This is a genomic window from Parabacteroides sp. HGS0025, from assembly GCF_000969845.1.
Taxonomy (GTDB): Bacteria; Bacteroidota; Bacteroidia; order Bacteroidales; family Tannerellaceae; genus Parabacteroides; species Parabacteroides gordonii.
In genome coordinates, this window is sequence record NZ_KQ033903.1 from 1,000,150 (window position 1) to 1,024,972 (window position 24,823).

14 protein-coding genes are annotated in these 24,823 nt (G+C 43.8%); 11 read left to right on the forward strand and 3 right to left on the reverse strand.

Annotation, left to right across the window (positions count from 1 at the left end; translation table 11 throughout):
* Positions 1–41: 41 nt before the first annotated feature.
* Complete coding sequence (locus HMPREF1212_RS20940) at positions 42–4,028, reverse strand: hybrid sensor histidine kinase/response regulator transcription factor (protein WP_046150952.1); 3,987 nt, start codon at positions 4,026–4,028, stop codon at positions 42–44.
* Between the two features lie 303 nt (positions 4,029–4,331).
* On the opposite strand from HMPREF1212_RS20940, the gene HMPREF1212_RS20945 reads away from it, so the two are divergent.
* The 5 genes from HMPREF1212_RS20945 to HMPREF1212_RS20965 all read left to right on the forward strand — a co-directional run bounded on the left by HMPREF1212_RS20945 (position 4,332) and on the right by HMPREF1212_RS20965 (position 12,944).
* Positions 4,332–7,616, forward strand: a complete 3,285-nt coding sequence (locus HMPREF1212_RS20945) for a SusC/RagA family TonB-linked outer membrane protein (protein ID WP_046150953.1) — start codon at positions 4,332–4,334, stop codon at positions 7,614–7,616.
* 39 nt (positions 7,617–7,655) lie between these two features.
* Complete coding sequence (locus HMPREF1212_RS20950; protein WP_046150954.1) at positions 7,656–9,266, forward strand: SusD/RagB family nutrient-binding outer membrane lipoprotein; 1,611 nt, start codon at positions 7,656–7,658, stop codon at positions 9,264–9,266.
* Between the two features lie 120 nt (positions 9,267–9,386).
* Positions 9,387–11,786 (forward strand): glycoside hydrolase family 3 N-terminal domain-containing protein, encoded by a 2,400-nt coding sequence (locus tag HMPREF1212_RS20955; RefSeq protein WP_046150955.1) that lies wholly within the window; start codon positions 9,387–9,389, stop codon positions 11,784–11,786.
* 160 nt (positions 11,787–11,946) lie between these two features.
* Complete coding sequence (locus HMPREF1212_RS20960; protein ID WP_046150956.1) at positions 11,947–12,306, forward strand: hypothetical protein; 360 nt, start codon at positions 11,947–11,949, stop codon at positions 12,304–12,306.
* Positions 12,285–12,944: an ATP-binding cassette domain-containing protein gene (locus HMPREF1212_RS20965; protein WP_046150957.1), complete on the forward strand. Its 660-nt coding sequence runs from the start codon at positions 12,285–12,287 to the stop codon at positions 12,942–12,944. Before HMPREF1212_RS20960 ends, HMPREF1212_RS20965 begins: the two co-directional genes overlap by 22 nt.
* Positions 12,945–13,255: 311 nt before the next feature.
* Here the strand turns inward: HMPREF1212_RS20965 and HMPREF1212_RS20970 are convergent, their stop codons facing one another.
* Both HMPREF1212_RS20970 and HMPREF1212_RS20975 read right to left on the reverse strand, forming a co-directional pair.
* Positions 13,256–14,392, reverse strand: a complete 1,137-nt coding sequence (locus HMPREF1212_RS20970) for an acyltransferase (RefSeq protein ID WP_046150958.1) — start codon at positions 14,390–14,392, stop codon at positions 13,256–13,258.
* 68 nt (positions 14,393–14,460) lie between these two features.
* Positions 14,461–15,588, reverse strand: coding sequence for an AraC family transcriptional regulator (locus tag HMPREF1212_RS20975; protein ID WP_046150959.1), 1,128 nt, complete (start codon positions 15,586–15,588; stop codon positions 14,461–14,463).
* 205 nt (positions 15,589–15,793) lie between these two features.
* Here HMPREF1212_RS20975 and HMPREF1212_RS20980 point away from each other — a divergent pair, with 205 nt between their 5' ends.
* From HMPREF1212_RS20980 to HMPREF1212_RS21005, 6 genes are all read left to right on the forward strand, one after another.
* Positions 15,794–16,753 carry a fimbrillin family protein gene (locus HMPREF1212_RS20980; RefSeq protein WP_046150960.1) on the forward strand — a complete coding sequence of 320 codons (960 nt, stop codon included), beginning with the start codon at positions 15,794–15,796 and terminating at the stop codon, positions 16,751–16,753.
* Between the two features lie 618 nt (positions 16,754–17,371).
* Positions 17,372–17,932: an RNA polymerase sigma-70 factor gene (locus HMPREF1212_RS20985; protein ID WP_028730052.1), complete on the forward strand. Its 561-nt coding sequence runs from the start codon at positions 17,372–17,374 to the stop codon at positions 17,930–17,932.
* Positions 17,933–18,016: 84 nt separating this feature from the next.
* Positions 18,017–18,958 carry a FecR family protein gene (locus HMPREF1212_RS20990; protein ID WP_028730051.1) on the forward strand — a complete coding sequence of 314 codons (942 nt, stop codon included), beginning with the start codon at positions 18,017–18,019 and terminating at the stop codon, positions 18,956–18,958.
* Between the two features lie 220 nt (positions 18,959–19,178).
* Positions 19,179–22,544, forward strand: a complete 3,366-nt coding sequence (locus HMPREF1212_RS20995; protein ID WP_046150961.1) for a TonB-dependent receptor — start codon at positions 19,179–19,181, stop codon at positions 22,542–22,544.
* A gap of 14 nt (positions 22,545–22,558) precedes the next feature.
* Positions 22,559–24,304 (forward strand): RagB/SusD family nutrient uptake outer membrane protein, encoded by a 1,746-nt coding sequence (locus tag HMPREF1212_RS26430; RefSeq protein ID WP_082099955.1) that lies wholly within the window; start codon positions 22,559–22,561, stop codon positions 24,302–24,304.
* Between the two features lie 32 nt (positions 24,305–24,336).
* Positions 24,337–24,795, forward strand: a complete 459-nt coding sequence (locus HMPREF1212_RS21005; protein ID WP_157317087.1) for a DUF1735 domain-containing protein — start codon at positions 24,337–24,339, stop codon at positions 24,793–24,795.
* Positions 24,796–24,823 lie beyond the last annotated feature (28 nt).

Below are 24,823 nucleotides of genomic sequence, written 5' to 3' on the forward strand. Positions count from 1 at the left end.
GATCCCATGCCTGATATAGGATAACAGAAGGCCGTTCCGTTTTATACGGAGCGGCCTTTATTTTTAGCATTACGATATTGCATCGGAGTCACCCCGAAGTATTCCTTAAAGCATTTACCCATATAACCGGGGCTTGAGAAGCCGGCTTTCCAGGTTATTTCCGAGATAGTCAGATTGCTGTTCTCCAGCAGGGAAGCACATTTACGGAGTTTTATCTGAAGGATGAAATCATTCAGGGTCAAGCCTGTTATCGCTTTGATCTTTCCCCCGAGACGGGTACGTCCGATGGCAATCTGGCGGCACCACATGTCGATATTGAAGTCTTTATTCTCCATATTCTCCTCAATGATCCGGACAGAGTCTTCCAGCAATTGCTGGTCAAGACGGTTGGTTGCCAGATCGGTCGGAGCCGACTCTGCTTCGGTACGGAAACGTGCCTGCTGACGCCGCAACGTATTGATCACGTTATTACATTTCAATAGGAGCAGTTCCAGGTTGAACGGCTTCATTATGTAATCGCTGGCACCGCATTTCATCCCTTCCAAAGCACTCTCCAGATCGGTACGGGCAGTAAGCAGCAGGATCGGGATATGCGATGTCTCGAACTTCTTCTTCAACCGCTGGCACATGGCTATCCCCGACAGACCGGGCATCATCACATCGCTGATAATCAAATCCGGCTGCATTTCTTCGGCAACGCGGATACCTTCTTCACCATCTCCGGCCTTATATACCTTATATTTGATGGAGAAGGCTTCTTCCAATACCTGCAACAGATCTTCATTATCTTCCACGATCAGGACAGAGAGTGCATTCTCTTTCATTTCCGGCGAAGCTTCTTCAACAGGTTCGGAAAGTATAACTTCTTCCTCAGTATATTGTGGTTGCACGGGGAGGATATCGACCGGGACAGTCTCCTTCGTTTTTTGTTCCTCCGTCAGATGCTGTTCGCCGAGTTTAAGGGTAACGATAAAGGTCGTGCCCTTCCCCAATTCGCTACGCACTTCGATCGTACCTTTGTGTTGCAATATGATTTCGCGGGTCAGTGCCAGCCCGATACCACTGCCGGAAAGAGAGACGCCGGAAGCATTGTCTGCCTGGTAAAAACGATCGAAAATATGATCTTGTTGGCTCTGGGGAATACCAGAGCCAGTGTCGGAGATACGTATCTCCGCTAGATCCTTTTTCTGTATAATAGTAATGGTGATACTACCCTCCTTCGGCGTAAACTTAAAGGCATTCGACAGCAAATTATTGAATACTTTCCGGATCTGTGCCGCATCGAACCAGACAGGGATATTCTCCTCCGCCGTTTCCAGTTTATACTGGATTTGGTTCATCGAAGCGTAATCGCGGAATGAGTCGAAGATTTGCTGTATGAAGGATACCAGATTCTGTTTACTTGCATGGAAGGGCATTTTACCTTGTTCCAGACGACGGAAATCAAGCACTTCCGTAATCAGCTGCTGCATCTGTCCGGTATACTGGCGAACCTTTAGCAACTTGTTGCGGAACGTTCCCCCTAAATCGTAGTTTTGCAGGATCAGGTCGATCTGGCTGACCATCAAAGTAAGCGGGGTACGCAGTTCGTGAGATATATTGATATAGAACTTCAGCTTCATCTGGTTCAGTTTCTCGATACGCAGTTTCTCCCTGTGTTCCATTTCCAATGAAGCTTTCAATACGGCACGGCTCCGGTTGAAGCGGATAAGCCAGACCAGAAATAAGATGGTCAGCAAAGCATAAATTCCGAAAGCATAAACAGAAGCGTAGAAAGGAGGACGTATCCGGATATTTATCGCAATCTGTTTGCCCTCTCCTACTTCACGCACAACCAGGCGGTATTTACCGGGAGACAGAGAGGTATAGATTATCTGTGGAAGCCGGGTACGGGTCCATTGCTTGTCGAGGCCTTCCAGTTTATACTCAAACAGGTTCTTATCGGCATAACGGTAATTGGTGGATGTAAACCCGATCGTAAGGTTGTTACGGTCGTAAGGTAAGACCAGTTCGGAGGTATAGGCAATACCTTCCTTCAATATACTGGAACCGGAAGAAGGTTTGATACGGGTATTATCGATAAACAGGCTATTGAATGAAATCGTATAAGGAACGGAAGCAGCGGACAAACTCGACTCTTTTGTCGATATCAGCCCTTCCACACCGCCGATAAAGATCGTGCTGTCTTTCGGGGAGATATACACGCCGCAGTTTGAATTCAGCCGGTGAAGCGGCGAAGAGATACCCAACAGGGTATGCGTACTTTTCCCTTTCTTTATATCCAGCAGGGTTATTCCACGGATCGATGTGATCAGCAATCGTCCCATTGGTGTAACACAGACTTTGTAAGATTCATTCGTGAGCAGTTGCCCTTGCTCCTGGTTATAGCAAGCCCAGAAATCATTTACCGGTTCATATTGCAATACACCTGTACCGACTACGACAAAATAGAGGTTTCCCTTGCCGTCACCGGTAATGCTTTGTACTACTTTTTTCCCTATCATTCCTTTTACAGAAGGGATTTCTTCCGCCTGGCGGGTTTCCATATTCACACAAACAATCTCCCTGTTAGCCGGAGCCAGCCAAAGCCGGTCCTCCGTATCCAGATAAGCAGCCCGGATAATCACACCGGTCTGGCTTAGCAACCCGGGGTCGGTAAACAACTGCGAAAGTTTCTGCGTTTCCAGATCCAGCAAGTACAAACCACCCTGCGAAACGACGATCAGGTTACCTTTCCAGGGGATAAGGTCTGTTACTATCTGCTGGTTGTCTTCCAGCAACACATCTTCTCCTATTTGTTCAAAACGCCCGGAGGAAGTGGAACAAAGCAGTCCGGACTGGAAAGTACCGACATATAACCGGTCGCGTTCATCATCATACCAGACCGATTTCGTTGTCCGGCAAGGTATACGCGAAGGGCCGGAGTCAAAGCGCTTTATCTTTTGGGTGTTAAGATCCATGCTGTTCAGTCCGCCATGTTCGGTTGCGATATACAAATTACCTTTCGTATCTTCCGCCATTTTACCGAACAGGAAACCATTCAGGCTATTGGGATCGCTCAGTGAGATGCCATAAAAAGTATAATTCTCCGTATCCGGATTAAAATAACTGAGTCCTCCGTAATAAGTACCGACCCACATTCCCCCCTGGCTATCCCGGTGGATGGCATAAACGGACGAATGTTGCAACGACCACGATACCTGCTCTTTATGGGACAAGTGGTAACAATCCTGCAAAGAAGGCCTCACCACCGTTATCCCGCCAAAGGTTCCGATCCATACATTACCATTAATATCCTGGTTTATACAACGTACCTGATCGTTGATAAGCGGACAGAGAGGGCTGTTCTCCTGCAAAGAGATCCATACTCCGTCGTTATACACCTTAGCTCCATTCGAGACGGTTCCTACCCATAGCCGGTTCTGTACATCCATAAATAAGGAAGAAACAGACTCATTCTCCAATAGAGTATGGAAAGTCCCGCCGGAGTATTTATACAGACCTTTGGTTGTACCCAGCAGCCAACCGTCATCAGATAAAAGCACAGACTTTATCGTGTTCGTCGAGTCCTGGAAAGCACAGACCTTTTCGGGACTTCCGCCGGGGCGGTAACGATAGAATTGATTTCTGTATGAGTAGTACAAATACTCATCCTGCCAGGTTAATGTACTCGCAGAAATATCCGTACGTTTAAACTCTTCCGTACGTATATTGTAAGTAACCACCCGGTTATTGGCCAACATATAGATAAACGACTCGCTATCTCCACAAATAGCATGGATATTATTATCCTCTACACCGTCCATATAAGTTGAGAGACGAAAAGAACGGACAATTCTTCCATCGTATAGATTGAAGTTATCATTACCAAACCAGATATAGCCCTTCGCATCCTCATAGATGGAGATAGCCGACGGTTGTGTAATGCCATCATTCAAATCGATATGTTGAAAGTAAAGCTCCTTCGCCGATAAAGGAAATACCAGTAAGAGGCAACAAAATAATTGATGAAGGTTCTTAAAACTCATACACACTATATTTACATACAAATGTAGCTTATTTCCAACTAGTAAGCAACAATAAAAAAAGGTAATAAGCGATAATCCCAACAGGTAATACCGCTAGTATTAGACTTGTTTTCGTAAATGAACACAAAAAATAACGAAACGTTGCACGGGCATGATGGTAATATCCGTCAAATAGATGGTAAAATCCGTCGCTAACAGTATTTACCATCCTATCAACAGATTCTAATACGGCTTTAACACAACACCTTAATAGATTTGCAGCATTGAAATTAAATTTTCTTGAATCTAATTAAAGATTTGTTTATGAAAAAAGTATTGAGACCTATCGGACTTATTTTACTGTCCGGCGCTCTCTGTTCTACCGGTCAGGTATTTGCAACAGGAGCTACGTCGGAAGCTGTAACTAACATCGCTCAACAAAAAAAGCAAGTAACAGGTACAGTTATTGATGCATTTGGCCCAGTAGCCGGAGCTTCTGTTTCCATAAAAGGAACAAATGAAGGAACTATTACAGACATGGATGGAAACTTCTCCATCGCTGTAGCTCCCGGAAGTACCCTATCTATTTCTTTCATCGGATATGTAACACAAGATATCAAATACACCGGACAAGCTACTCTGGATGTAAAATTGATGGAAGATAGCCAGAAGATCGACGAAGTAGTAGTAACCGCTATGGGTATTAAGAAAGAAAAACGTGCCCTGAGTTACGCTATGAGTGAATTGAAATCGGAGGATATCCAGTTAGTTCCCGTACAGAACGTAGCCAACTCATTATATGGTAAGGCTGCCGGTGTACAGATCCAGCAAACGGCTGCGGGGCCAACAGGAGGTACCAAGATCCAGATCCGTGGTATCAACTCCGTGGAAGGTAACACGCGTCCGCTGATCGTTGTGGATGGTATACCTATCAACGACACTGATTCCAACTGGGCTGGTCGCGAACGTAGCGAAACACAGCAAGGTTCCGCCCTTAACGACATCAACCCGGACGATATCGAATCGATGTCTATCCTGAAAGGTGCTAACGCTGCTGCCTTGTACGGTTCTCGTGCAACTAATGGTGTGATCGTAATCACCACTAAACGCGGAGGCTCAGGTAAAGGTTTAGGTATCCAGGTCGGTACTTCTTATACGTACGACCAGCGTGCTTATATGCCGGAACTCCAGAACGTGTTCGGAGGAGGAACAAACCCTTACTTCACGACAAATGCAGACGGACAACCCATCTATAACGGGGATACTTACCGCAGCTTCGGCCCGCGTATGGACGGAACGGAAGTGCTTTGGTGGGATGGTGTAAAACGCCCCTACTCTCCACAGCCAAACAACTATCGCGACGTATTTAAAGACGGTTTCACCAATAATAATAGTATCGCTATTACCAATGGCTCGGATAAAAACAGTATCCGTCTTGCCTATACGAACATGAACTACGGCGGTTACCTGGAAAACTTCAAGCAGAATAAACATAACTTCAGCTTCTCGGGTAACTTCAAGGTACACGAACGACTGACTTTCGATGCATCTGTTTCGTTCAATATTTCAGAAACAAAGAATCCTCCTACACGTATCGACCGTGTATCGAACTATCCGATGCCTCGTAACGAGATCACACAATTGTGGAAAGACAATTATAAGGACGAAGATGGCTACTTCTTGACCGATAATATCTCAAATATCAGCTCAGGAAACCGCGATAACATCATTAAATACCTGATGTGGCAGCAGAATGAGAACGAATATACACAGAACCGTGAACGTTTGATCGCTTCTCTGTCTGCAAACCTTAAGATATTCGATTTCCTTAACTTCCGCCTGCGTGGGGGTACGGATCGTTACCGCGACGATAAAGAGAACAAAGAATACTTTACCAAGTATGCAGATCCTTCGGATATGAACACGCTGGAAGGTAGCTACCGCAAGGAAGATGCCCATTATCAGAAGAATTATATAGAAGGTCTGTTGATGTTCAATAAAGCTTTCGGTGAAGACTTCGATGTGTCCGCCAACTTGGGTGTTTCCGGTGAAGATATCACAGAATCGAAAGTTATCTGGGAATCCCACGGATTGAAGTACAACGGAATGTTCTCTTCTAATAATAACAAACGTGACCCGAAAGCCGCAGGTAGAGATAAGGTAGTTAACCAGGGTGAATTCCTCGGTGCTGTATTCGCTTCCGCCCAGTTAGCTTACAAACGCTTCCTGTATCTGGATTTGACAGCCCGTAATGACTGGTCTTCCCGTCTGACTGCCGGTAACCGTAGCTTCTTCTATCCTTCTGCCGGTTTGAGCTTCGTATTTACGGAAGCGTTGGATCTGCCGGATTGGTACAATTACGGTAAAGTAAGAGGATCATACGCTATCGTGGGTAACACGACACCATCTATCTACTTTACGAACTCTGAATATCAGTACGGATCATACAACAGCTCGATTATCACCAATGAATTCAAAGCCGACGTACCTCCGACCAATGTCGTTCCTGAAAAGACTTATTCATGGGAAGTAGGTTTGGAAAGCCGCATACTTAATGGCCGTTTGGGATTAGACTTTGCGTTCTATACCAATAAAACGAAGAATCAGATCATCACCGTTCCGGTTGCTCCTTCAACAGGTGCCACAGGTATGAGAATGAATGCCGGTGAAATCGGTAACCGTGGTGTGGAACTTCAGGTGAGCGGTACTCCGGTCGAAACAAAGAACTTCAGCTGGGAAGGCGTGCTTAACTTTGCCTATACACACAATGAACTGCTTTCTTTGATCGATGGAATGGAAGACCGTCAGATCAGTAACCCGTGGAGCGCAGCTATCTTCAAAGCTGTTCCGGGATATGCAACTCCAAGCGTATTTATCCGTAAATGGGTACGTGACGATCAGGGAAGAATCGTTGTCGATAAGAACGGTAACTATCAGCAAGAATCGGAATTTACGTATGCAGGTAGTGCAGCTCCGAAATTCACAGCCGGTTTCACGAATACGTTCCGTTACAGAGACTTCTCTCTGAGTGTACATATCGACGGATCGTTCGGTGGTAAATTGCTTTCATTTACCAACAATTATCTGAAAGCATCCGGTGCAGGTAAAGAATCTCTTTGGGGACGCGACGAAGAATACGGTGGTAAACCTTATTATATCGACAAGAACACCAACCAGAAGATCGCTTTAGACAATCATCAGGCATCAGCTCCGGCCAATGCACTCGACGGACGTGTTCGCCACGATGGTATCATCGTAGACGGTGTAAATGAGAAAGGTGAAAAGAATAACATCATTGTATCGGCAGCCGATTATTACAACTCCCGCTACAACCGCGCCGGATCGGAAGATAACCTGTATGATAATACATACATCAAACTACGTGAGATGAAACTTTCTTACCGTGTTCCGAATAATATCGTTTCAAAGATCGGTTTGCAGAACCTGAATGTTTCGTTGGTAGGAAGCAACCTGTTCTTTATCTATAAGAATGTTCCTAATGTGAATCCGGAAGCAACACTGGGTACAGGCGGTACCAATCCCTACGTGGAATATACCTCTTATCCGTCAGCAAGAAGCTTTGGTTTCGCTATCAATACCAGCTTCTAAACATAGTAACTCATTCATCATAAAAAACAGAAAACGTTTATGAAACACATATTATATAGCCTGCTTTTAGGCACTGCCATCACATTCTCCTCCTGCGAAAGCAAACTGGATGAGAAGCACGACAATCCCGATGGGTTTACATCGGCCGAGATTGGATACCTTTTTACCAAAGGTGCTCAGAAAACAATTGAAATAGACTATGCCGATACCTGGAATTACAACTTCCGACTGATCGGAAACTATATCCAGACCACTGCACGTCAGGCGGGAAAAGACCGCGTCAACCTCTATCAGAATATTCAGGATGATAAGGCCCGTTGGGAAAACTATTACGTAACACGTATGAGTACGCTGACCGAAATAGATAAGATGTATGCCAACCTTTCGACAGAAGAGCAGGCAAAATATAAGATCTATGTAGAAGCAGGCAAGATCCTGAAAGCATATAACACGGCGATTGCTACCGATTTCTTCGGAAATATGCCTTATTCGGAAGCTTTTACCGCCCGTAACGTGATGTACGGCGGAAGCGTGATTTTCCGTCCTAAATATGATACGCAGAAAGACATATACTACGCTATCCTCGACGACCTGAAGTCGGCAGCCGCCTATTTCCAGACAGCAACGTCGAACGATGGTTTCAATCAGCAGGATATCGTTTATCAAGGTAACTGCAACGGTTGGTACAAATTTGCCAACTCCCTGCGTCTGCGCTATGCCATGCGTATCTCGAATGTAGATCCTGATAAGGCTAAACAGGTATTGGCCGAACTGTCGCTCGACCAATTGATCACCACCAATGCCGACAATACCTATATTAAGACGGATAATCAGAGCACTGCTCCCGATGGTATCTGGCGTGCTATGCGTGAAAGTCATTCAAAGGCACAAAGTTATTATATGTATCCCCCTGAATTCACCGTTAATCTGTTGAAAGAAGCTACCGACCCTCGTCTGGTTGTATTCTATCAGCCGGCAACAGATGATGAAGGAGATGTTTACGAAGGCAGCACGGAAATACTCGGTTATCCTTCTTCGGCCGACGAAGCAATCAAGCTGGTGAATGGCCCGGACGGTACACGTCTGTTTGAGATCTACGGATGTCTGAACACAGTAACTTTCCGTAAAAACTTTAAACTTCCTGTGGGAATCGGTATGACGGCAGCCGAAGTTTACTTCTGTCTGGCAGAAGCAGCACAGCGCGGCCTGAAAAGCGGTAATGCTGAAGAGTATTATAATAAAGGGGTGATCCTTTCTATCCAGAACTATTACGAATATTACAAAAATAGTGATGCTCCGAAAGGAAAAGACGCGAATATTGCCAACAGAGACGTATCCGATGCCACATTGGGCAGCTGGTTGGCCGCTTCAAGCTTCAAATATAATCCGGCAAAGGCATTGGAACAGATTGCTACCCAGAAATGGTTGCATCTCGGCTTCCTGCAGATCTATGAGAACTGGGCTGAATATCGCCGTACAGATTTCCCTATATTCGATGACGACCGTGAAAATGGTGCACTGCTGAATAAGGAAAATGCACCAGTACGCTTCCTCTATCCATCGAAAGAAGCTTCCATGAACACAGAAAACTATAACGCACAGTCAGCATATAACAAAATAGACGCACGTCTGTGGTGGGATGTAAAGTAATACAAACCCCGGAATAGCTACTAATCATTGACCGTATGGTCGATAATTGTTACCTTTGCGCTAATGATTACCGACCATACGGTTTTTACATTACTACAAATTACATAAATCTATAAAAATATGAATTTCAAATATTCATTACTAGTTGCGATCTGTCTTGGTACCGGTACCATGCAAGCCAAAGACTCGATCTACAAAAAAGGATGGATAGATCTCAACAAGAACGGCGTAAAAGACGTATATGAAGATCCTTCCGCCCCGATCGATGCCCGTGTACAGGATTTGCTGAATCAGATGACCCTCGAAGAGAAGAGCTGTCAGATGGCTACCCTTTACGGCTTCAGCCGTGTCCTGAAAGACTCGCTTCCGACGGAAGGCTGGAAAAATGAGATCTGGAAAGACGGTATCGCCAATATCGACGAACAATTGAACGGAGTAGGAAGCGCCCGCCGCCGTACGCCTGAACTGATCTATCCTTTCAGCAATCATGCCGAAGCGATCAATACTACTCAACGCTGGTTTATCGAAGAAACACGCCTCGGTATTCCCGTCGACTTCTCCAATGAAGGCATCCACGGACTGAACCATACCAGGGCTACTCCCCTGCCCGCTCCTATCAGCATCGGTAGTACCTGGAACCGTGCATTGGTACATCAGGCCGGAGATATTGCCGGTAAAGAAGCCCACGCACTGGGATATAATAACGTATATGCCCCAATCCTCGACGTAGCCCGTGATCCTCGCTGGGGACGTGTACTTGAGACCTACGGAGAAGATCCTTACCTGGTTGGTGAACTCGGTATACAGATGGTAACCGGTATACAGCAGAACGGCGTAGCTTCTACCCTTAAACATTTTGCTGTATACAGCATTCCGAAAGGCGGACGCGACGCAGCGGTACGTACCGACCCGCATGTAGCTCCCCGCGAACTGCATGAAATCCATCTTTATCCCTTTAAAAGAGTTATACAGAAAGCACATCCCAAAGGTGTAATGAGTAGCTATAATGACTGGGACGGTGTACCCGTAACAGCCAGCCATTACTTCCTCACCCAGCTGCTGCGTCAGGAATATGGCTTCCGTGGATACGTGGTGAGCGATAGCGAAGCCGTGGAGTTCGTACAGACCAAACATCATGTGGCCGATTCGTACGAAGAAGCCGTTCGCCAGGTAGTTGAAGCCGGATTGAACGTACGTACCAACTTTACCCATCCGGCCGACTATATCCTGCCGGTACGCAAGCTGGTGAAAGAGGGCAAACTGTCTATGAAGTCCGTCGATCGTATGGTAGGCGATGTTTTACGCGTCAAATTCGAACTCGGACTGTTCGATGAACCCTATGTAAAAGATCCCAAGGCAGCGGATAAGATCGTAGGTGCCGACAAACACCGCGACTTCGTGCTCGATATGCAACAACAGTCGCTTGTCCTTCTGAAGAATGAAAATAATCTGCTTCCGTTAGATAAACGGCAAACCAAAAAAGTACTTATTGCCGGCCCGCTGGCTAAAGAGACCAATTACATGATAAGCCGTTACGGCCCACAAGGTCTCGATAACATCACAGTGTATGATGGATTGAAAAACTATCTGGGTAATGAAGTAGAAATTGCTTATGCCAAAGGTTGCGAAATAAAAGACGCCAACTGGCCCGATAGCGAAATCGTACCGACTCCATTGACCGACGAAGAAAAGAATACTATCGCTGAAGCCACATCCGCTGCTGCCGATTGCGACGTGATTATCGCCGTACTGGGAGAAGATGAAAGCTGCACAGGCGAAAGTAAGTCGCGCACAGGCCTCGATCTTCCCGGCCGTCAGCAACAACTGCTGGAAGCGCTGCATGCTACCGGAAAACCGGTCGTTCTTGTTCTTATCAATGGTCAACCGCTCACAATTAATTGGGCAGACCGCAATATTCCTTCTATCCTCGAAGCCTGGTTCCCCGGTCAGCTGGGCGGTGAAGCCATTGCACAAACCCTGTTCGGTGATTATAATCCGGGCGGACGTTTGTCTGTAACCTTCCCGAAAACAATCGGACAGATCGAGTTCAACTTCCCGTTCAAGCCGGGTTCGCAGGACGGACAATACTTCAGCGGCCCTAACGGTTCCGGGAATACCCGTGTAAACGGCGCTCTTTACCCATTCGGCCACGGATTGAGTTACACTACCTTCAATTACTCCAACCTCGCTATCAAGCAGGAAACTCCCTATTCGCAAAGCCCCGTGCATGTAACGGTAGACGTAACCAATACAGGCAAACGTGCCGGCGACGAAGTAGTACAGCTCTACGTTCGCGACAAGGTAAGCAGCGTGATCGCTTACGAATCCGTATTGCGTGGCTTCGAACGTATCTCCCTGCAACCGGGAGAAACCCGCACCGTTTCTTTCACGCTTCTTCCCGAAGATCTCGAAATTCTGGATAGAAATATGGAATGGACGGTCGAACCGGGCGAATTTGAAGTCCGCATCGGTGCATCTTCTACAGATATCAAACTGAAAGATACATTTGTTGTAAAGTAACAACTTAATGATATATACAAGGCAAAGGGTAGAGTAGTTAATGCTATTCTACCCTTTCTTTTTCCTTCCTTTTATACTTTATTAAAAAGAATCCTGCCCTCATTCCCAATGATTTGAATACCTTAGCAGAAAATCAATTATCTCGATAGACTGACTGTTTATGGATAAACTGCAAAGATGGAAAACACAATACCGGTTTTACCGGACATTCTTCCTCAGTACATTAAAATTCAGTGTCCTGATCGGTTTTCTCTTTGCATCTATGGGTAGCATTACTTCCATTATTCTATATAACGGAAGTATGATGGATTCCGTCAAACTCTGGTTTCGCCTCATCCCTACGGTCGGACTAGGATTCGATTATATCTACAAGGAACTGACACACAAAGAAGAATACTTTTTCTATTATAATCAGGGAATCAGCAAGTATCAACTCTGGATCGTTACGTTTATCGTCATGTTCATCTGCTGTAATCTACTGAATCAAATCATCGAGCTATGCATACAGGCCTTGAAATAGATAGTGTACTTAAATCGTTCGGAGAACGAACCATACTGGCAGATGTTTACCTGAAATGCTGCCGGGGAGACATCATTGCCCTTTTCGGACGAAACGGGACAGGCAAATCAACCCTGCTGAATATCATCTTCGGGACACTTAAAGCTGACCGGAAATTTATCCGCATCGACGGAAAGGTCATAAACGGGCCGGCCTTCCGCTCCGGACTGATCGCCTACCTGCCACAGCATCCATCCTTTCCCTCACATCTGAAAGTATCACAGATAGCAGAACTTTGTATCGCTCCGGAAGACAGGAAACGCTTTCTTGCCGACAAAATGCTTCTCCGCCTCAGAACCTCGCGTATCTGTGAAATCTCGACCGGAGAACAACGTTACCTGGAAATCAAAACTACCCTTTTCAGTCCGGCTCCTTATATCCTGCTCGACGAACCTTTCAGCGGCGTCTCCCCTGTCGTAGCCGAACAGCTCCGGATACTTATGACCGAAAGCGCCAAAAATCATGGAATTATCCTGACAGACCATAATTTCCGCGAAGTACACAAAATAGCCAACCGCCTGACTTTGCTTAACGAATGCTATCTTAAAGAGATCAAACAAGTAGAAGAGCTGATACCTTACGGTTATTACCAACCATAAAGTAAATCCGGAAAAATGGAAATAAAAAAGGGATACCCTCACGGACATCCCCCTAACACTGAAAAGATTTCTTTTATTTTATTCCATACTTCTGCATCGCATATTCACCCAGTATCTCCAGGTATTTGACGCATTTACTAACTACTTTTTTCATAGCGCATTTCTATTTATTTAAAACGATCTCTTAGTAAAACATGTCACATAAATATGTTTTACAACACAAAAGTAGTAGTAATACGCATACGTTATACCTGCATCACCCGGTTTTAACATCATTTGTACAAAACCGGATCCCTATTTGTCGAATGCCTTTATCCTATAATGTATTTTGAATAAGGCAACTTAGACAGCAACCAGACAAATCCCCAGGTCGCAGCCAGCGTAAAGACAGCCGAAACAGGCACGATAGCCGACACTGGTATTCCCAGCCAGAGAGTCAACAGATAAGAAGGCCCTACAAAGAAATAATGCACGCAATAGACTCCGAATCCCAACTTTGTCAGATTAGCCAACGCGCGACAGATCAAAGGAGACGAAATACGTACCTTCTGTACCAGCAGGAAGATAGCAGCCGTCATCAGCATCGCATTCGGCGAACAATAGGTGAAAAACAGCTCCATCCCCTCCTCGCTTACATTCGGATCGGAAGTCATATAGCGGAAACCGTTAAAAGTGATCAGGAAACCGACCACAAACAGCGGAATAGTGATTGTCAGCGTCTTTGCAACCGACCAGTTATTCCCTTTCCCCAGATAATGGCCCAGCAGTAGGTATCCGTTGAATCCGGCGAAATAATAGAACAGCCCGTAGGCATTCCATGAACAGGTTCCGAATAGATAATGCGAGACAAACTCCATCAGATAAGGTATAAACAGCGAAATACCCCAACCTATCAGAAACCAGCGTTTTGCCTTATCGGAAGCTTTCTCTACCCAGGCCGAAAATACCGGCATATACAAATATAGCCCGATCAGCGCATAGATATACCACATCGGCGTAGCATAAACCGTAAAGTTGATCGGGATCATGGCTATATCTTTCAATCCGTCTGCCAGAGATGCCGAAGGATCGGGTGCCCAGGGGAAGAAATCAGTCACCAGTTCTGCACTTCCTCCTACCCATTGGATAAACCACGGAGCCAGATTAAAAAGTACCGACCAGATCAGGAAAGGAAAGAATACGCGTGGAATGCGTTTCTTATAAAAGACGGAAGCCTCCTGCTTCACCGGCAACAACAGAAAGCCTGTCATCATCACAAACAGGGGAACACAAGCCCTCAACATAGAGCCATAGGCCGATCCCCAGAAATTAATTTCCGGATTGGCACGCGACTCCGGAGAGGCATTAAACGGGTCTGTACAATGACAGGCTATGACCATCAGGATAGCAACGAAGCGAAGTGCGTCCAACCATACGATATGCGGACGCGCGGTAGTAGTGTTATTCATGATAAGATTATTTTCTTTATTCAGGATGTAAAAGTAAGTAATCTTATCAGATTCTACAAGACAGAGGGTTATCCTCGCTTATATTCGGAAGGTACAATCCCGGTTTGCTTCGTAAATGCCCTGCGGAACGTACTGATGGAATGAAAACCGGAGCGTTCGGCAATATCCTGGATGCTGGCCAACGGTTCGGCATCCATCAGGCGTTTGCTCTCTTCCACCCGGAACTGATTGACATAATCGGAGAAGGACATTCCCAGCTCTTTGTTGAATAACTGGGAAAGATAGGAACGGCTGATAGGGAATACCCGTTGCAGGTCAGTGAACCGCAAATCGTCACGCAGGTAAGGTTTCTCTTTCTCGAACCAGGTGTTTACTTCTTCTGCATAACGTTTAAACAACATGCTTTGCTGTTCATCGTCGTCATCATTTTCTTCGTCGTTCTCATCCACAGGCGAGTTCCACCCATTCCTGAAAGTACGATCTAATTGGATATTCTTAAGAAACAGGGCATTATAAAAGAAATAAAACCAAACTACAAGGAGCACTGCCTTATCAATAACATAAAGAATCGGAATATCCGTAAACAGCAATATCAGGTAAAGAACATAAAGGATCAACAAGACGATCATAGTTCTTTTCAGCCAGATCAGGTCGTAATTTTCAGGGTCAGACACATTTTCACTAAGATATTCCGAATACTCTTTCCCGTATTTCATGACCAGATAAATAGGCAACGCCATATAAACGACAGTCAATGCAAAGACAAGCAAACGTAGACATACATCAAGATTCAAATCATTAAAAACGTCCCGTACGGAATAATAAACATGGATTTCTTCGCCACACAAGCGGTAAGTCAGATAAGATAAACCACCTATAATAACAGGAGAAAGAAAGATAGAAAAACGCTTAAAAGTAAGATATCCGGGGCGTAGCTTTTCAATCACATAAGCGGCCAGACAAGCTACTACGAAACAACTGGCAATAAGTACATCCGGATGGAACGCTTCTTTTGCATCGTGCAGGTAAAAATTAACTATATTCCTGATTACGGCCATAGCGGCCCACATAATCATACTCCAACCCAGAATATGTCGTGCCCTGTTGCCGAATGATCTCAATAGCATCATAATGCCGCCTAAAATGCATAGGCCAATTATTTGCATACTCAATAAAAACTGTATTTTTTCCAACATACTTCTTCCCCTCGTTTATCTATAAACAAATTGCTCTCTCAAATAGTTGATTTGCACCATATTTAGACAATTTGACGCATTTAGATTATTTGCTTCATGCGTTTTTATACGATTTCATCGTGGTTTTATACCGTATGATCTCTTATTTTGCTCAAACCGCCGGATATTTGCAATATGAAATTTGATACAAAAATAGCATAAAAGTATGAGAAATTTATTACTATTTATTACACTGATTTTCTGTTTGGCAGGTTGCTCCAACGAGGGCAATATCGCAGCCATTGAGAGTATTAGCGCAAAAGAGAAACCATTAAAAATTATTACACGTATTTTAACTACCAAGTCTGCAAATTTCATCCAGGAATTTAAAGACGGATCGGAAATCGGACTGCTGATCACCCGCGAAGAGGACGGCGGATTGTATGACGAGGATAGTGATTATGTAAACGTAAAAGCGCACGCAAATTTAATTAGTAATAAAATCTCCTGGCAGCAAACGCCGGAAGTCACACTTAACTTTGATCCGGCCACCGTGTATGCCTATTATCCATATCAGTCGCAGATGCGACTGAGCGTAGCCAGTATTCCTGTAAGGCTCTACTCGGATGCAGCTCAGACTCCCGACTATATGTATGGCACACACGCTGTTGGTCAGAAAATAGTGAACAGTATATCACCCGTGGTTCTCCTGAATATGAATCATGCCTTATCTCTCCTCTCCTTCCAGGTCAACCTGCAAGGAAGTGGCAACGAAGATTATCAGCTGACGGCTATCCAGGTAGGCAATAAAGCCGGAGGAAGTGCCCTGATATGTAAAGGAATGATGGATATACGCAGCGGTGAAATAACCGGTACGGCAGGCTGCAAGACCTCGACCCGGCTACATCTTCCGGAACCTGTCACATTGACAAAAGAGTTCTGCGATCCGCAACAGATCATGGTGATCCCAACATCGGCCCCTATCGCTGAAGGAGACATTGAAGCGCTGTTCACCATAAATGGAAATTCGTACAAGTACAAGATCCCGGCTCAAACCGTCTGGGAGAAAGGACATAAATACCTCTACAAATTAACTCTCAGCGGAGAGGCTCTTACATTGAAAGAGGTATCCGTTACCGACTGGATACAGGGTAACGGTGAAGATGCTACAGGCAGCATTATGTAAGTTTTATTTTATGTTTTGGTTATGGTTAGAATCTCTGGATAACTGCATTTTGTTGTGATACCGACGAGGGCTGCCCGGATGTACGGACGATAAGTCTGATAGAGCATACCCCCGGCATTGCAAGAAGAAATACAGTGATCGTTAAGAAGGAAAGTCTCCCTCATTAATTACCCGACATCCGGTAAAGAGGCCTAAAAAACATCCTTCAAACAGGATTCTATAAGTGTAAACGCCGTGGCAAGTTGTTCCATGCATCTTGCCACCGGCCACTACACCGAATCGACCATCCGGGATACGGCAGCGGCCAATCCCTTGAAAAAGAATTAACGAACTAACTCGTGAGAGTTACGTATACATTTAATTAATACTAAAATAGTAGTAATGAAGCCGGCTCCGAATACCGCGTCTTGCACTCAACAAGGCGCATATTCCCTCTCAACTTATCGCCGACAACACTCTTTTATTTGACCCTAACCTTACCGGAGCCGGTTTCATTATGCTACTATTTTTTTCCTCTGTATTTTATCAATCAGTATCATTATTATCATTATTCTATTAAAGAGATTTGAATTTTGTTTATTTTCCCTACATTTGCCCTCAAACGACTATTGAGAAAAGATGATCGGGACTGAGATACATAATTTCAATACTTTATACACTAAATTCTACAGAAAATCTTTTCTGTTCACAAAATCCTATGTACATGATGAATGTATTGCCGAAGATATTGTGTCGGATGTCCTGATCAAATTATGGGAAATATTGAAAGAAAAGGAGATCGAACACATTGAAGCTTTACTACTGACCACACTAAAAAACAAATCGCTCGACCATCTGAAGCACGAAGCGATCAAGACCGAAGCCCTTCACTCGCTGACAGACATGAAACAAAGAGAACTGGATATCCGCATCTCTACCCTGGAAGCATGCAATCCCGAAGACATATTCTCTACCGAGGTACAACAGATCATCACAACTACTTTAGCCCGTTTACCGGAACAAACCCGGCGTGTTTTCGAAATGAGCCGCTTCGAAAACAAAACAAATAAAGAAATAGCCGAAGCGCTCCAATTAACAGTAAAAGGTGTTGAGTATCATATCACTAAAGCTTTAAAACCACTACGGGAGAATCTGAAAGATTATCTTCCTCTTTTCTATTTCTTCTTCTTTTTCCAATAAATCTTCATTTACACACTAGGGTTATTACTTTATGAATCGTTTTAATAGTAACGGGGCATAAAACATGCCCATAAAAAGAAGTAAATGAACCAGGAGACACTACATAAATATATTGCAGGTGAAGCAACATCGGAAGAAAAGGAAGATGTTGCCCGCTGGCTGGATGCTGACAAGAAAAACATGAAAGAATTTCTTGCCCAGCGCAAATTATATGATATATCTATCTGGCAGCAGGAGCAAGAGCCCGTTTTTGTTGCCGGGAGTAATAAACGATGGACATTACGATCTGCTTCCATCGAATTCTCCAAGATAGCAGCCATCTTCCTGATTACTTTCACCGTCTTATATTCATTTATGATGAATAAAGGTACAATCGACCCGGCAAAAATGCAAACAATCTTCGTTCCACCTGGCCAACGGGCCGAACTGACATTGACCGATGGTACCAAAGTATGGTTAAATGCAAAAACGACTTTCACCTTCCCCGATAAATTCACAGCTTGCAGTCGTGATGTTACATTAGATGGAGAGGGTTACTTTGAAGTGACCAAAGACATAGAAAAGCCTTTCACCGTTAAGACCGATAAATACAATATAAAGGTACTGGGTACGGAATTCAATGTAACAGCTTACTCTACTTCTCCTGTCTTTGAAACTTCCCTATTAAAGGGAGCTGTCGAGGTCTCTTCGCCTGCAACAAATACCAGGATCAACCTGGAACCCAATACCCGCACATATATTGAAAACGGGATATTGAAGAAAGGAGTGATTGAACATCAAACCTACTTCTTATGGAAAGAAGGTCTGATCTGTTTCTATGACGAACCGGTCGGCAAAATGATAGACAAACTCGAATTATACTATGATGTAAAGATCGATGTACAGAATGAAAAATTACTCAAAAACCGCTATTCCGGAAAATTCAGGACAAAAGATGGTGTCGAACATGTATTGAGAGTTCTTCAGTTAAGTAACAAGTTTACCTACATAAAAGACAATGACTTGAATCTGATCACCATTAAATAAATTAATCACAAAAACAGTTAGCCTATGACGTAAAAGACATGAACAAAACAAAAAACCGGAAAGTGCTCGAACACTTCCCGGTTTAGAGCAAGTCAATACCCGACTTCATTCCTTAAATATCTAAGTATTAACTAACACAGTTTACAAAAGTATGAAAAATATTTTGTACGGGGATTCTTTTATCCCACTTAAACCACATTTTAAATACACATTCCGTATTATGAAATTAGTCTTCGTGTACCTCTTTATTTTCGTATCCGGGGTATTTGCAACGGAAGCGACTTCACAAACAACCAGAGTGTCTATTGTCGCAAAGAATATTTCGACGCAGGAGCTCATGCAGGAGATCGAAAAGCAGACAGATTACCTGTTTGTATACAACAAAAATGAAGTGAACCTAAATCGTAAAGTAACTATTCAGGCAACCAACCAAACAGTTATTGAAGTCCTGAATAAAGCTTTCAGTCAGACAGATATCGCTTTTGCTATGGAAGGTTCAAATATCATGCTAATGAAAAAAGAGTCGAAAGAAACTTCTCCTTCTATCCAACAAAAAGGACGTACCATTAATGGAGTAGTTACAGACGAAAAAGGTGAAACGATTATCGGAGCCAACGTATCGGTAAAAGGAACAACTATCGGCACAATCACGGATATAGACGGGAAATTTACCCTGGATATACCGGAAGGAGCAAAGCTCCAGGTTTCTTATATCGGCTACCTGACTCAGGATATCACAGTAGGAAACAATACCTCTCTTAATATAAAACTCCTTGAAGACACACAGAATCTGGATGAGATCGTAGTTGTCGGATATGGTGTACAGAAAAAGAGCAGTGTATCCGGAGCGATTGCTACAATCGCACAAAACGATATTAAGAAAGCGGCAACATCGAATTTAAGTGATGCTTTGGTTGGACAGATGCCCGGCTTGATCGCTGTAAACGAATCCGGAAAACCTGGTTCCGGTTCCAAACTTCTGATCCGTGGACAAGGAACCTGGAATAATAGTGATCCGCTGGTAATCGTCGACGGTATAGAACGTGACTTCAGCAATCTCGACCCGAATGAGGTTGAAACGATCTCCGTCCTGAAAGATGCAGCAGCAGCTGCCGTCTATGGTGCACGCGCTGCTAACGGAGTTATCCTGGTAACAACCAAGCGAGGAAAAGACGGAAAACCTTCCGTAAAACTGGATACTTATTACGGACTGAAAAACGTAACACGTTACCCAGATCTGGCTACCCCTTATGAATGGGCTTCTACCCGTAACAAGGCATACCTGATGGATGGTGTCAGCCCTAACGATAACCGTATTTTTACTCAGGAACAACTGGAGAACTTCAGAACAGGTGGACAGGGAACAGACTGGTATAAAGAGACATTCAATAAAACAGCACCTCAGTATTATGCGAACCTCAATTTATCGGGAGGATCGGAAAAAGTAAAATATTTTGTTTCTTTAGGACACCATTCAGAAGATGGCCTGATCGACAATTTCAACTACAAGAAATACAATTTCCGCTCCAACATCGATGCGAAGGTAACCGAACGGTTCACCATCTCGGCCGATGTAGATGCCAGTACCAGAACTTACAATAGTCCGGGATGGAAAGCAGAAGATCTGTTTCATTACGTAGCTCGTCAAAATCCGACACTTCCGGCTTATCACCCGAACGGTTTACCAGCCAACACAAATGGCGAACACTTACCGGAAATGGTTCACAGTTCGGGTAATAATAAAGAAACTTACAATGATTTCCGTGTTACCTTTAAAGCTGACTACAAAATCCCCGGAATTGAAGGATTGGTGGCTAGAGGGATGTTCTCCTATGGCAAAAACTATATGTATAATAAGAAGTTCTTTATTCCATACTCGATGTATGACGTTAACGAGAACGGAGATATCACGAACACAAAAGTAGTAGGAGAGAAAACGAAGCTGGATGAAAAATTCGATCAGGGTGACGGTTATACTTACAATGTCTCCTTAAACTACAACCGCACATTCGGTAAACATGATGTAGGCTTCCTGTTCCTGTATGAACAAGAGTCTTCCAAAGGCAATGAGTTTTCTGCTTTCCGCACCAACTTTGTTTCCAATTCGGTACCACAGCTTTCTGCCGGTGGCGATGCAGATAAAACAAACGCAGGCAAAGCAAATGAGTGGGCACGCAACGGTCTGGTCGGACGTATTAATTATGCATTCGACTCCAGATATATGGTTGAAGCCTCTTTCCGTTACGACGGATCCATTACATTCCCCAAAGGACACAGATATGGATTCTTCCCTTCAGTTTCCGGAGCTTGGAGAATATCTAACGAAGCGTTCATTAAAGACAACTTCTCCTTTATCGATAATCTTAAGTTAAGAGCCTCATACGGAACATTAGGTAACGACCAGGTAAAACTATGGCAATACATGTCTGAATTTGTATATTCGGATGTAGCAACCATAGGTGGGAAAAATACCAACAGTATTGCCGTTTACAAAGATTTATTCCCTAACCCTAATATCACCTGGGAAAAATCATCCACTTTCGATGTCGGGCTCGAAGGTATGTTATGGCAAGGCTTACTGAGCTTTGAACTCGACTTCTTCTCCAAAAGAACTAAAGACATCTTAGCTCCTCAGATCAGGACGATTCCGGAAACATTCGGAGCCACCCTGCCTGACGTCAACTATGGTATCCTGGATAATAAAGGGATAGAAATAGCGGTCAGCCACTCACATAAGATTGGCGAATTCACTTATAAAGTAGGTGGAAACTTCAGTTTCGTCCGCAATAAAGTAATCAAGTTTGATGAGAGTGAAAGTACTCCGGATTATTACAAAGTCGTTGGCAGGCCATTTACCCATACATTAAGTACCAGCGGTGGAAAAGTATCATTAATGGATAAAACGACGGAGAAAATTGGCCGTCCTTATGCCGGACTTGTCGGCATGAAAGCGATCGGCATCTTCCAGTCACAGGATGAAATCGATGCGTGGCCGAAGCAGTTCAATGGAGGCCAAAAGCCGGGTGACGTTAAATATGCAGATGTAAACGGTGATGGAATGATCAATGAAAATGACCTGATTGTTGTAGACCGTTACGGCTCAATTCCTGAAATTATTTACGGATTCAATCTTGCATGCGGATGGAAAGGTTTCGAATTGACAGCTTTATTCCAGGGGGCTGCTCATAAATCCATCATGCTGGAAGGATACGGAACTACTATGTTCCTCGACGGCTCAAGTAACTATTACAGCTATTTGTCTGACGGCTCATGGTCGCCCGAAAATACAGGAGCCAAATATCCGCGTGCCTATGTAGGAGGAAACAGCAATAACAACCGTGCATCGAGTATATGGATGAAGAATGGTAACTACCTGCGTCTGAAAAATATTGAATTATCATATACTTTCCCGAAATCGATATTAGAGAAAACGAAAGTTATCAATGGATTACGATTATACATTAACGGCACGAACTTATTAACGTTCGATAAGTTGGATATCATGGATCCGGAAATGACCGGCGGTTCCGCCCAATATTATCCGCAACTGAAATCAGTAAACTTTGGTCTCAATTTCACATACTAAATAAAGAAGGAATCATGAAAAAATATATTCTATTATTAAGCGCAGTTTGCATGTTTTCATGCAACGACCTGTTTGATAAAACAAACCTGGAGTCTATGGGCTCTGATATTGTCTGGAAAGACCCTCTTCTGGTTGAAAGTTATGTAAACAACCTATATGCAAAATATCCCAGCTGGAGCCGTGAAGAAAATGACTTCACGGATGAAGCCAGAAACGGATACCGTACACATAAGGCATGGAATGTAGTAAAAGGAGAATGGGGATTGGAAAGTAATCCGATGGAATACTGGGCTTACAGTTATATCCGCAAATGTAATGAAATACTGCAGAACATCGATGATGTAACAATGGATGAAAAACTGAAAGACAGGATGAAAGGTGAAACGCTTTTTTTCAGGGCTACCGCTTATTTCAAGATGGTGATCCGCTATGGCGGCGTACCTCTAATCTTGGAACCTCAGACCTTTGACTCGGAAGATCTCTATCCCAAAAGAGCCAGTGTCGACGAAATATTCGATTTCGTTACAAAAGAATATGAAAAAGCTGCAGGCTTCCTTAGTGAATTTAAAACACAGGATAGCAATAACTTCGGACGTGTAACCTGGGGAGCCTGTAAAGCGATGGAAGCGCGTGCTTTTTTATTCTGGGCCAGCCCATTGTATAATACTTCACAAGACATGTCCCGTTGGGAAAATGCATCCCAATTAAACAAAGAAGTAATAGACAGCGGACTATACGAATTAAAAGAGAATGCCCGTGATCTGTTTCTGGATTACCAGTCACCTGAAAATATCTTTGCAGTCTACTACAAAATGCCTGAACGATATAATGGAGTAGACGCCATGTGTAAACCGCTTGGTATCGCAAATGGGGATGCAGCTCATTGGGGGCCGCTACAGGAGCTGGTTGATGCTTTCCCAACAATAAATGGCTTGGATATAGCAGATGACAGTACCTATGACCCTACTAATCCATACGCAAACAGAGATCCCCGGCTCAATGCCTTTGTGGTTGTCAATGAAACACAATATTGCGGCCGTACCCAATATAGTTATTTCGACCTGGGGACGATCGATCCTTCTTTCCCCAAAGAGGAAGCAGACAGATACAAATCATGGGAAGCCAAAGGAGAATTCCAGGATGCTGCCGGTTCCGCACACAATTCCCTTACTTCTTATCTTTGCCGTAAGGTAATTAAAGAAGATCTACCCAAAGACGGTTATTCTTATGGTTGGGGTAGCGAAACTCCATTTATTGAAATCCGTTTAGGCGAAGTTTATCTTAATTATGCGGAAGCTTTAAATGAACAAGGCAATATCAACGGGGCTTGTGAACAACTAAAAATAATCCGTCAGAGAGCTGGCATATTGAATCCGGAAGTACCGGCAAAAAACAAAGCCAGTAAAGAAGCACTTCGCAGATTCATCCAGAACGAACGTTATATCGAGTTATGCTTCGAGCAGAAGCGATACTGGGATTTACGGAGATGGAAAATAGCGACAAACCATCTCGGAGGACAGAAATTCTCCGGCATGAAAATATATCTGAACTTGTTGAATAATTCAGATATCATATCTTCTGAACAATACAAAAAAGCATCTTTCACCGAACAACTGGATATGCTGAGAAAAAGCTGGACATACGAACGTTATACAGTGGACGAAGCGCCCTATGTTTTTGATGAGAAAATGTATTTTATGCCTATCCCACGAAACGATATGGAAACAAATCCGAATCTGGAACAAAACAATGGTTGGTAATCGATTTGACAGAATAATAAAACTAAATGACGATGAAACATTTTATATATACTATATTTGTATGCCTGTTTGTATTAACGGGTTGTGACAGTGAAGAGCCTGGTTACGGATATAAAGATCCGGTCGTATATTTCTCAAGAGCAGGCATTCTGGAAACAAAGATCACCGGCAGTGAAATACCGGTATCCGTTTATTGCAGCGGGAATCCGGATCGGGGATCGGTAACAGCATCTGCAGCAGTAGAAAGATCTCTATACGACTCTTTTACGGGGAAATCGGAATATCAATTAGTTCCGGAAGGCTTCTATACCGCCTCTTCGTGGACAGTCGATATACCTAAAAAGGAACAAATAGGAATATTCAATATCCCTATACAGGCTTCTGCCTTAGGTAAAGGGAAATATGTATTGCCATTGAAGCTTACGGACTCGTCTCCTTTCGAACTGCTGAAAGATAAAGACATATTATACCTTACATTCGTAATAGAATAGGAAATACCAAGAATTACCTGCCTTACTT